The 9,216-nt window shown below is 67.9% G+C and carries 18 protein-coding genes; 1 reads left to right on the top strand and 17 read right to left on the bottom strand.

Annotated elements, in window-relative coordinates; translation table 11 throughout:
* Window positions 1-65: 65 nt before the first annotated feature.
* The 6 genes from ACIA6A_RS21560 to ACIA6A_RS21535 are packed head-to-tail and all read right to left on the bottom strand — an operon-like array spanning window position 66 to window position 4,301.
* The gene (locus ACIA6A_RS21560) at window positions 66-506 is read right to left on the bottom strand and encodes a helix-turn-helix domain-containing protein (RefSeq protein ID WP_396099557.1); all 441 of its coding nucleotides are present in this window, start codon (window positions 504-506) and stop codon (window positions 66-68) included.
* Window positions 507-553: 47 nt separating this feature from the next.
* A complete protein-coding gene (locus ACIA6A_RS21555) occupies window positions 554-1,036 on the bottom strand; it encodes a Pycsar system effector family protein (RefSeq protein ID WP_396099529.1) in 483 nt (160 codons plus the stop codon).
* Window positions 1,033-1,494: a hypothetical protein gene (locus ACIA6A_RS21550; RefSeq protein ID WP_396099527.1), complete on the bottom strand. Its 462-nt coding sequence runs from the start codon at window positions 1,492-1,494 to the stop codon at window positions 1,033-1,035. The genes ACIA6A_RS21555 and ACIA6A_RS21550 overlap by 4 nt, the downstream gene beginning before the upstream one ends.
* Complete coding sequence (locus ACIA6A_RS21545; RefSeq protein ID WP_396099526.1) at window positions 1,491-2,009, bottom strand: hypothetical protein; 519 nt, start codon at window positions 2,007-2,009, stop codon at window positions 1,491-1,493. Before ACIA6A_RS21545 ends, ACIA6A_RS21550 begins: the two co-directional genes overlap by 4 nt.
* Window positions 2,002-4,104: a DUF5131 family protein gene (locus tag ACIA6A_RS21540; RefSeq protein WP_396099525.1), complete on the bottom strand. Its 2,103-nt coding sequence runs from the start codon at window positions 4,102-4,104 to the stop codon at window positions 2,002-2,004. The genes ACIA6A_RS21545 and ACIA6A_RS21540 overlap by 8 nt, the downstream gene beginning before the upstream one ends.
* The gene (locus ACIA6A_RS21535) at window positions 4,101-4,301 is read right to left on the bottom strand and encodes a hypothetical protein (RefSeq protein WP_396099523.1); all 201 of its coding nucleotides are present in this window, start codon (window positions 4,299-4,301) and stop codon (window positions 4,101-4,103) included. The genes ACIA6A_RS21540 and ACIA6A_RS21535 overlap by 4 nt, the downstream gene beginning before the upstream one ends.
* A gap of 128 nt (window positions 4,302-4,429) precedes the next feature.
* Between ACIA6A_RS21535 and ACIA6A_RS21530 the strand changes: the two genes are divergently transcribed.
* On the top strand, window positions 4,430-4,690 hold the full coding sequence (locus ACIA6A_RS21530; protein WP_396099522.1) for a hypothetical protein: 261 nt from the start codon (window positions 4,430-4,432) through the stop codon (window positions 4,688-4,690).
* An 11-nt stretch (window positions 4,691-4,701) separates the two neighbouring features.
* Here the strand turns inward: ACIA6A_RS21530 and ACIA6A_RS21525 are convergent, their stop codons facing one another.
* The 11 genes from ACIA6A_RS21525 to ACIA6A_RS21475 are packed head-to-tail and all read right to left on the bottom strand — an operon-like array spanning window position 4,702 to window position 9,162.
* Complete coding sequence (locus ACIA6A_RS21525; RefSeq protein ID WP_396099520.1) at window positions 4,702-4,944, bottom strand: hypothetical protein; 243 nt, start codon at window positions 4,942-4,944, stop codon at window positions 4,702-4,704.
* Window positions 4,941-5,294 carry a hypothetical protein gene (locus ACIA6A_RS21520; RefSeq protein ID WP_396099519.1) on the bottom strand — a complete coding sequence of 118 codons (354 nt, stop codon included), beginning with the start codon at window positions 5,292-5,294 and terminating at the stop codon, window positions 4,941-4,943. Before ACIA6A_RS21520 ends, ACIA6A_RS21525 begins: the two co-directional genes overlap by 4 nt.
* Window positions 5,294-5,539: a hypothetical protein gene (locus ACIA6A_RS21515; RefSeq protein WP_396099518.1), complete on the bottom strand. Its 246-nt coding sequence runs from the start codon at window positions 5,537-5,539 to the stop codon at window positions 5,294-5,296. Before ACIA6A_RS21515 ends, ACIA6A_RS21520 begins: the two co-directional genes overlap by 1 nt.
* The gene (locus ACIA6A_RS21510) at window positions 5,536-5,796 is read right to left on the bottom strand and encodes a hypothetical protein (protein WP_396099516.1); all 261 of its coding nucleotides are present in this window, start codon (window positions 5,794-5,796) and stop codon (window positions 5,536-5,538) included. The genes ACIA6A_RS21515 and ACIA6A_RS21510 overlap by 4 nt, the downstream gene beginning before the upstream one ends.
* 60 nt (window positions 5,797-5,856) lie before the next feature.
* The gene (locus ACIA6A_RS21505) at window positions 5,857-6,717 is read right to left on the bottom strand and encodes a hypothetical protein (RefSeq protein WP_396099515.1); all 861 of its coding nucleotides are present in this window, start codon (window positions 6,715-6,717) and stop codon (window positions 5,857-5,859) included.
* Window positions 6,714-6,962 (bottom strand): hypothetical protein, encoded by a 249-nt coding sequence (locus ACIA6A_RS21500; protein WP_396099513.1) that lies wholly within the window; start codon window positions 6,960-6,962, stop codon window positions 6,714-6,716. Before ACIA6A_RS21500 ends, ACIA6A_RS21505 begins: the two co-directional genes overlap by 4 nt.
* Window positions 6,959-7,444 (bottom strand): RusA family crossover junction endodeoxyribonuclease, encoded by a 486-nt coding sequence (locus tag ACIA6A_RS21495; RefSeq protein ID WP_396099512.1) that lies wholly within the window; start codon window positions 7,442-7,444, stop codon window positions 6,959-6,961. The genes ACIA6A_RS21500 and ACIA6A_RS21495 overlap by 4 nt, the downstream gene beginning before the upstream one ends.
* A complete protein-coding gene (locus tag ACIA6A_RS21490; RefSeq protein WP_396099511.1) occupies window positions 7,441-7,593 on the bottom strand; it encodes a hypothetical protein in 153 nt (50 codons plus the stop codon). Before ACIA6A_RS21490 ends, ACIA6A_RS21495 begins: the two co-directional genes overlap by 4 nt.
* Window positions 7,590-8,225 (bottom strand): hypothetical protein, encoded by a 636-nt coding sequence (locus tag ACIA6A_RS21485; RefSeq protein WP_396099510.1) that lies wholly within the window; start codon window positions 8,223-8,225, stop codon window positions 7,590-7,592. The genes ACIA6A_RS21490 and ACIA6A_RS21485 overlap by 4 nt, the downstream gene beginning before the upstream one ends.
* Complete coding sequence (locus ACIA6A_RS21480) at window positions 8,222-8,791, bottom strand: hypothetical protein (protein WP_396099509.1); 570 nt, start codon at window positions 8,789-8,791, stop codon at window positions 8,222-8,224. The genes ACIA6A_RS21485 and ACIA6A_RS21480 overlap by 4 nt, the downstream gene beginning before the upstream one ends.
* Entirely contained in the window at window positions 8,791-9,162 is a 372-nt protein-coding gene (locus tag ACIA6A_RS21475) for a hypothetical protein (RefSeq protein ID WP_396099507.1), read from the bottom strand. The genes ACIA6A_RS21480 and ACIA6A_RS21475 overlap by 1 nt, the downstream gene beginning before the upstream one ends.
* Window positions 9,163-9,216: the final 54 nt, after the last annotated feature.

The raw sequence follows: 9,216 nt of genomic DNA, 5'->3' as shown, positions 1-9,216 counted from the left end.
CCGCGGTATCGCCACCCGCTACGACAAACTCGCCGTCCGGTACCACACCGTCCTGACCATCGCAGTCATCGGGGAGTGGCTCTAACCGCGACTTTTGAAACACGCCCTAGCCCTAGTCCCGCTGTGGCACTAGTCCCGCTCTGGGACCAACCCTCAAGCTGGTCCCGCTCTGGCACTAGTCCCGCTCTGGCACTAGCCCCGTCGACCTCATTGGCGTCCTCAGCGGCCACCGCAGCCGGAATCGTCAACAGGTACGAAGTCCGCTCCTTCCTCTTCTGCGACGCCTGCTTCGTCGGCACCGTACGTTTCACCCACCCCTTCTCCTCGACCGCATTCAATGCACGAACAATGGTTGATCGGCCCAGCCCGGTAAAGCGAGCCAGCTCGGTCAGGCTCGGCTGAAAGCGTTCCGGAATGAGCCCGGTCTCCGGCTCGACGAGAGACGTCAGGGTCAAGAGGGTGTGCCGTTCTGGTGCCGGGAGACCGGATCGGCGGATCGCTCGCATGAGCGCCCAGATGTCAGGCACGGAACCTCCTCGCATGGGGTGGGATGTCAGCGGGTCAGAGCTGTGGCAACAGCGGCGAGCGGCACCGCGGCGGCGAGGACAAGCAGTGCCCGGCGGACGGCGCGGTAGCGGCGGGTGACCGCCCGGGACAGGTGGTGGATCTGGCGGGTCCGGGCGGCCGCGAGGAGGTCGGGTCGCTCCGCCCACTCGAGCAGCTGCTCGTGGATGAGTGCCGGGTTCTCGCGCGCCCACCGCACCGGGCCGTGGTTACCGGCGAGGCGGGGGATGAACGCGGTCCCGGCCAGCACCCCGCCGGCGGCCTGGACGAGCACGCAGGCCACCGACGCGGCGACGGCCGGCCCGGACGGTTTCGTGGCGATGATGGCACCGACGGACGCGGCGATCAGTGCGGTCGTGGCGCCGAGGGCCTGGAACGCCTTGTTGTCCGCTCGGGCCTCGTGGGCGCGGATGTCCGCGAGCTCGTGGACGGTGAGGGCGTCGGTGGCGACGGCGTTGAGCTGGTCGGTCATGACGCCGACTCCGACGGTGACGAACCTCTACACGTGCGCGGCTGGTTTGGGCTGCGCGGCAGTTCATACGCGGTCTGCACGGTAATCGCGCATCCGCCCTTCCACCGACGGACCCCTGTAACAATCGACGCATCGAAGTGGATGTTGACCTCATCGCCGATCTCGAACCGCTCCGGCTCACCCACGGCTTTCGCCGCCCTCAACCAGATTCGGCGCATTGTCCGTGGCCTGCTGGTGCGCTCGGCAGCGTCGGCGGTCGGCACCAGGTCGGCCAGCGCCCGAAGCCAGTTGCCGGCCGCGAGCGCGGCGATGTCCTGATCGTGCTGGCTCAGCTCGGCCCAGTGCGGGTTGTGGACGCCGCGGTGTGACAGCTCTTGCCGGGCCTCGGCGAGCTGACGCCCGGTGACCGAGACTCCGTTGATGGTGAACGCCTTGTCGGGGTCGGTGGGGCTGATCATCCCTGCCACCCCCGCGGGTCGTCGTCGTCCTGCGGGCACGGCGACGGGCAGGTCGGTCCGCAGTCGTGATCGGGCTCGGCCGCCTTCGGCGCGGAACCCACGGCGAGCAGGTCGAGCTGGCCCGGGATGACCGCATTGGCCAGCGGCGGGATCAGGCCGTCGCACTCCTCGCAAGCGCCCGAGTCGGCGGAGCAGCGCATCTCGCCGTTGGGCAGGTCGGACCAGTCGACGGTGAGCAGGTGTGCGTGCAGCTCCTGGGCGTCCTGCCAGTGCTGCTGGCCGTTATCGTCCTCGTCGTAGATGTAGCCGCACGCGGCGGTCGCGATCGAGCAGAGCCCGGTGAGCCGCTTCGGGGTCGGGTCCGGCCGGTCCTCGTCGTGCCAGCTGGCGACGGCGGCGAGCGCCTGGGCCTCGGTGTCGAAGTGCGGCTCGGCGTCGTCGGGTCCGACCGGGCGCCCGTCGGCGCGCACGAGCGTCCAGCAGGGCTCTGGGTAGGTACTGATCGCCCTAGACATCGGCTCCACCACCCTGGACGTCCTCGTGGACGCAGCCGTCACACAGGTCATCGGTGGAGAGCGTGTAGACATCGTCGCCACAGCGCGAGCACCGCTGCCGGTCGTCGGCCTCCGGCGCGGAAGCCGAGGCATGCTGGACCGGCCACGTGAAGATCGCGCACCCGCACTTTTTGCCGTCGACGTCGGCGGAGAAGAACGGGGAGACCGAGTGATCGTCCCCGCTGTGCTCGCATTTGACACACACCGGGTTCGGACAGGTAGGCGTGACCCGCAGCGCCAGCGCCTGCTCGGTAAGTGTCTTCGTGCGGCCCGGGATCGCGTGGACCAGCGCGCTCCACGAGCAACGCACGTACCTGCTGGCGTAGTCATCGGCGGTCGGCCCAACTTCCGGATCGTCGTCGCCGTTCTCCCAGTCGGGATGAGCGTGATCGCAGGCGATCTCCTTGGCGGCGGTCGAAGCGGCGTAGATCAGGTCTACGAGCCAGTCGGGGAGCGCGAGCGCCTCGGTGCCGTACTTCTCGCGGTCGTACGCCCGGACGGCGTAATGGATAATCGAGTCATTAGGGCGGCGGAAGCCGATCTCCTTGCGGCGCGCGCGGCCGGCGACGTCGCGGCGGTGTTCGGTGGTTGATGCCGCTGTCGGCCCGAACATGCGGGGCAACGCCACCACGAACCGGATCCGGCGCCATACCGCCGAGCTCCGAGCCGTCGAGGGCACTCGTTCGACAGCTCGAGCGGACGCGCCGACCGTTCCGCATCGGAACGAGCGTCGAAGCCTCACACTTGCGGCTACAGAAGGAGGGCCTAGATGACGTTGATGAACAGCGCGATCACGGCGGCAGTGGCACTGCTTGGGGTGCTGCTCGGCGGTTACCTGTCTCTTCGCAATCAAGATCGGCTCTGGGCGCGTGACCACGCGCGACAATGGCGCGACATTAGGCTGTCCGCCTACAACGAATTTCTGGCCGCGTACCGCCAGTACGTTGCCTTCACTCTTGAGCCGGCGGCGAACATCACTGCAGTTCCGCATCCGCGAAAGCTGGGCGAACTCATGCCGTTCTTCGACGAGATCGGCAGACCCTACAAGGAGCGGCTCGAAGCTGGGTTCACGGCAGTCCGCCTCGTGTCTGAACTGCCCGAAACGGTAAGTACCGTCATCGGAGTCGTCACAGCTGCTCGACAGATCGCAGCCGCACGGGCAACGCTGTCCGAAGCGGAACTTCCATCGGACGCTTTTCAAAAACTGTGGGCGGCTGAACAGGAGTTCTTGATCGTCGTTCGACGGGAGCTGGGGCTGTCTCCGATGCCGCGGAACCCCGCCGAGATCTGACAGGGAAGCAGAGCCGACCAGCTTGGTGCAGAGAAGCTTCACGAACGGCGCGGTGCCGGCCTCGCGGCACCGGTCGATGAGGTCACCCACCCAGGACAGCTCCATCGGCCGCGCCCCGGCGCCAGACTCCCCGCCCGCGATGAGCCAGTCGATGTCGGTCAGGTCGAGCGACGGCAGCGGGCCGAGAAGCGGTTTGGCGAAGATGAACCGGACGGCTGCCGGGGTGTTGCGCAGGGCATCGGCGCGGTTGACGTGCTCGTCGGACTCGATCGAGGTCCCGAGCCACACGTTGGTCAACGGCCAGGTCGGCAGCGGCCGGTCCTCGGCGCCGCGCGTGACGCTCTCCCGGACGAACACCGACGAGCGCCACGCGGCGTCGTTCAGCATCCGGGCCATGCGCTCGGGACGCTTCGTGAGCACCTGATAGGTGTGCTGCGTGGTGGCCGCCATGACACCGAACACCCGGGCCATGAAGTCGCGGGGAATCCCGGCGTGGAACAGGTCGGACATCGAGTTGACGAACACGGTGGTCGGCTTACGCCAGCTCAGCGGCTCGGTCAGCGCGTCCGGGTGGTTGGCGACACCGAAGCCGGGCCCGGAGGTACGCGGGTCGCCATCGGTCTGGTACTTCGCCGAGCCCATGCCCTTGAGGCGTTTCGCCATGGTCAGGGCGTAGCAGTGGTCGCAGCCGGCGGAGATGCGGTCGCATCCGGTGGTCGGGTTCCAGGTCTTCTCGGTCCACTCAATGGAACTGCTGGTACTCATCGCGCCGCCGCCTCGTCCTCGGTGAGCTCGACGGCCTTCGCGAGCGGCGGCCCAACCTTCGTGCGGTCGTAACCGGCGTGCTTACTGAAGAGGTGATCGGCGAGGAACGAAAGGCTGGAGTCCGCGTCTTCCTCGGACACCTCGACGTAGAAGGTGCAGGACGGGCAGCCGAGGGCGTACGGCAGGTCGAGGGTCATCGAGCGATCTCCTCTGGGTTCAGGTGGTGTTGAATGCAACCAACCGTAGGCCTACACTCGGTGGCATGACAAGTCAGCTGTTCGTGCCACCAGGCGTAGGCCACCTCCGCATCTGCAACACTGGTCAGGTGACCGACCCCGAACTTGCCGCCGCCTTCGCAGCTCACAAGCGCGCCGAGAAGTCGTTGGAGACCAAACGGGTCGAGCTGTTCAAGACCATCGGCGAGGCCGTGCTGAGCGGCCGGGTCCGGCAGGGTGAGGTCGTGAAGCAGCTCGGATTCACCCGCGAGCACGTACGCCGGATCTGCGAGTCGTACGTGAAGTGGCAGAGCGGCGAGAACCCGGATTTCCGAATCATTCGGGAGCCCAAAACGAAGCAGTCGGCCTGACCCCGGTTCGCTCATCCCAGCTCCCCGAGCACGTGCCGGTGCGCCGACGCGCGGCTGCGGAACGCCACCCTGGCATTGCCGTACCGGCGCCCGAACCACCAGCCGTCCGGCTCGCTGATTACCTCGGGGAAGATCTGCCCTAGGACCCGGCCGTCCACGATCAAGGTGATCGCCCCGTTCGGCTCAAACCTCTCGGTCACCGGCGGCGTCAGCAGGTTCGGGTTCAACATCGGGCGCTCGTCCTGGCCCGTCATGACTCATCCACCATCGGCTGATCGCCCGCCCCGACGCAGACCTGATCCGAGCGGGTCTTGCCGTGCCGGCCGACCGTCCACGCCTTGTGCCCCGCGACCAAGCCCTCGTCGAGAGGGATGTCACCGCCGCACCCAGGGCAGGTGCCATACTCGGCGGCCTCGAACGTCTCGTACCGGCCGCGCTGCTCCCACCGCTCCAGGCACACGTCATGCACGGCGGGCGGTAACACCGGGGGGACAACCGGCCGGTAGGAGATCCTCCGGTGGCACAACGCGCGGGCCCTGTTCGTGTTTGACGCGATGCAGCATTCGTGATCGACACCCTCGGCGTACACGAACGGGACCGCCATCACGGCCCACCCGTAGCCGGGTCGAGCACGACCAGGCCCCGGGACACACCGGGCGTCCGACGGATCCAGCCCATCCGCTGCAGCTCACCCAGTTGGTACGCGACCGCGGACTGAGACGCGAAACCGACGGCAACGGCGATGTCCCGCTGCGACGGCGGGTACTGGTGCTCGGCGAAGTACGACCGGATGAAGTCAAGGATGCGGCGCTGCCTCAACGTGAGCAGCGGCACCACTGCGGCGGTCACTGCTGTGCCCCGTAGAGGCCGTCGGCGAGGTAGTCGGCGGACACCGCGATGACGCTGGTCTCGCGCGGCGCCAGCAGCCCGGCCGAACGCAGAGCCGTCACAGCCTTTCCCGCACTGCGCCGGTGGCCTCGCATGTGGTCGGCCGGCCACCGGAAACCGGTTCGGGCCCTCGGGACGCACTCGGATTCGTGGTAGGCCGACGCCAGGATCACGGCCGGGTCCGGGTGCACCGTCGCCATGCTGGACGAATCGCTCATGGGTAGCTCCAATCAGGGGCCCGGGCGCGACAGGGAAGCCACGCCCGGGCAGAGGACGGATCAGGATGCGAGCTGAAGCCGGTCGGTGAGACGGGCCCGGGCCCGGGCCACGGTCTGCCGGTTCACGCCCAGACGGCGTGCCACGAGGAAATTGCTCTCCCCACCGCCGGTACGGAGCAGCTCCGTCTCGACGGCTTGGCGTTTCGCCATCTGCGTCGGCATCCGCCCGGCGAGCAGCGTGCGGGCGATGTAGTTGTTGACGTGCAACAACTCAGCCAGCGACGTCAGGGACCGACCCCGGGCCATACCCCGGTGCAGCACCTCGACCTGCTCAGCGGGAGACAGGTCACGACCGGCAGAGTCACCGGCGAGGACGGCCTCGACGACGACCATGTCCAGGTCACCCGGCTCGACCTCTGCTGCGACCGGATCCGGCACGGCGGCGGGGTCGTCGATGTCGGCACCCCACCGCATCGGAGACGGATAGCCTGCGGCCGCCGCACGCCGCCGGGTCCGCTCCGAGCGTCCCGGGACTGCGGACAGCTCCCGGTACACCCGGGCGACTGCCTGCCACGTGAAGACAGTGACCATCTGACGGCGCCACAGGTTCGCGACGTAGGAGGCGTTCAGTACCCCGCTGGCCGCGGCAACGATGTCGTCGGAGGTGTGCCCGATGGCCCACAGGGCTTGGATGCGGCGGGCCGCCCCGGTGACGTCAACGACCCGCGGCTGGTTGCGGCCTTGCCTCAGCCGTTTCTGATAGAGGCGGTGATCTTCGCGGGCGTGGGGGCAGCGGCAGCCTCGCCGGTAGGCGGTGTACGTGCCGTGAAAGTCGGCGGTGCAGTCCGGGTTGAGGCGGCCCAGGTCGACCCGGCGCCGGTGCCCTGCCTGCGTGGGGCGACTGGGCAGCGGCCGGGTCATGAGGCCACCGCCAGTCGGCGAGCGACGGGTGCCTCGCAGATCACTGCCCGGGCAGCCTGCAAGCCTTCTTGTTGGTGGGCGTCGAGTTGCACGACCCGGATGCAGGCCGGGCCGACGATGGTGACCTGCTGGGCCTCGGCGTACGTCGGCCATTCACGGGACGCTTGTTCGACGGCTTCACGATCGAACATGCCGTCGTCGTGGATGGGCCAGACAACTCGCAGGGTATGGGTGGGTGAGGTCATGACGCCACCTCGACCATCCGGTAGATCCGGATCAGCGCACCGGGCGCCGTGAGAGCGTCCCGGTCCTCACCCGGGTAGACCTTCGCGAGGCGCTGGTACTCCCAGACCCGGGCGTCGTCCTTCCAGATCCCGGCGTCGGTGAGGGAGTCCTCCGTCGACCTGCACAACTTCGACAGGTCCGGCATCCGCATCGGCCACGTCCGCCGGCGCTTCGGCGCTGACGCGGGCTTCGGCATGGTGAACACCATCGCCACCGTCAGCGGCTCATCCAGCGGCACCCAGCTGTCGTGCCGGTATCGCTCGAGCAGGGCGTCAGCGCGGACGGCGTCACGCCACGGGCGCAGGTGCTTCGACGACTCGACCATGATGGCCTTGCCGCCCCGGAAGCCCTTGAACGACTTCGAACCCTGCGGGGCGGGGGAGCCGGCCACACGGATCTCGATGACGAGGTCGAGCACGGTTTGAGTGATCACGTCGGTCACGACTCGTCCCGATAGTCGTCGTCCGGGTCCTCGACCGCGCGGACATCGTCAGCGGTGAAGGTGCCGGCTTCGTCGCCGTCGAGGCGGGACGTGATGTAGAAATCCTCGTCCGCCTCGGTTCCGAGATCGGGCCACAGGTCCAGGCTCATGACGTTTCACCCTCACGCAGGGGCATGATTGCGCCGAGGAACCGTTTGCCGATACCGACGTGCGTGATCGCCGTCGACCCGGTGAACGACAACTGCATCGGCGCGCGCGGCCGGACCTTGCCGAAGTCCGCGAGGAACTTCGCGTTGAACATCAGCCCCGTGATCGGCTTCAACCGGTCCGAGTCCGCGAGCAGCTTGCGGATGTCGGGGAACTGGGCCAGTTGGTCAGGGACGTCGAGGCGGACGGCGGTGTAGCCGGTGTCGCGGTCCCGTCGCACGGTGACCTGCTCGTTGGCGAAGTCCAGCGTCAACGGAACCCGCTGCTTCTTCGGGGGCAGCTTGAAGACCTTGACGAGTTCCTTCGCGTCCTCCAGCGTCAGGGTCGCGGTCCACGGATCGTCGGCGCCACCCCACCTGACGAACATGTCGTCCTGAACGTCGGCGTCCGGCTCGTCGTCGGGATGCCACGACGACACCGCCATCCGGAACCGGTCGGTGGACAGGGCGTGCAGCATGGTGCCGTCCCATTCGAGGCGCACACAGTGCAGGTCGGGCAGGTCGTCGTCGGGGAAGACGAACGGGATGACGTCGCCGAGTACACCGGTGAGGTCACCGGTCGGGATCGTGATCACGACGGCAGCCCTCCGCCCGTCACGGCGTCGTACAGGTCCCGAGTCCAGCGGCAGTCACCCAGCGCGGTGTGCCGCGCATACTGGGCCGGGTCAACGCCGCAGGCCAGAGAGATCTGCTCCGACTTACGGACCTCGGGCAGCGGCTTCCCGGACCCGTACAACCAGCCCAGGGCCAGGGTGGGCACGTCTTCGAGGTGATAGTGCCAGGACGGGCAGATCCCGTGCGCGCGCATCCGGGCGCCGAGCACCTCGGCGTCGAACGACGGGTTCGAGCCCATCACGATGGAGCCCCTGGTCAGCTGCTCCACGGCGAACAGGGCATCGCCCTCACGGTGCAGGCGCTCCATGCCCTCTGCGGGGAAGATCTGCGGGTGCCGGTCGTAGAAGCCGCCGAACCGCAGCGACTGCAGGTCGGCGTTGCCGAGGTCCAGGTCCTGGTGCTCGATGAGCCAGGACTGTTCGTGGTCCGGCTGGTTCGGCCGCCGGAGGATCACGGCGATCTCCCAGGCGCGCCGGTTGTAGTGCAGCGAGGTCGTCTCGGTGTCGATGAACGCGATCGTGGTCATCAAGCCACCTCGCGCAGTGACATGAAGGCATCCCGGTCGTAGAACGCGGCCTTGTAGAAGATTGCGACTCGCTTGCTGCCCTGCTTATCGACGATGTACGACCACATCGCGTGGTCGGAGCCCTGGCGCTTCCACCCGGCAGGGAGGGTCACCTGCCGGAACAGCGGGTCACGCTTGTCGATGTCGCCGAACACGAACCCGACAGCCTCGAAGTCAGCCTGAGCGCCGTGGTTGATTCGGGTGGGAAGCCGGTCGGAGTTGACGAGCTGGGTCTGACCGGAGGACTCCATTTCTTCGATGTAGCGCCCGGGGCCGCCCAGCGACCCGGCGAGGTGTAGGAGAGGGCCACGCTTGCTGGTGTTCTCGATCATGGATGCCTCCTCGGCAATGGAATGGGGGGCCCGGCCGGACCGCATGCCGGCCGG

Source organism: Actinoplanes sp. NPDC051494, from assembly GCF_044454705.1.
Lineage (GTDB): Bacteria > Actinomycetota > Actinomycetes > Mycobacteriales > Micromonosporaceae > Actinoplanes.
Note: the sequence above shows the minus strand (reverse complement) of the source record. Positions and strands in the feature narration are given on the sequence as shown.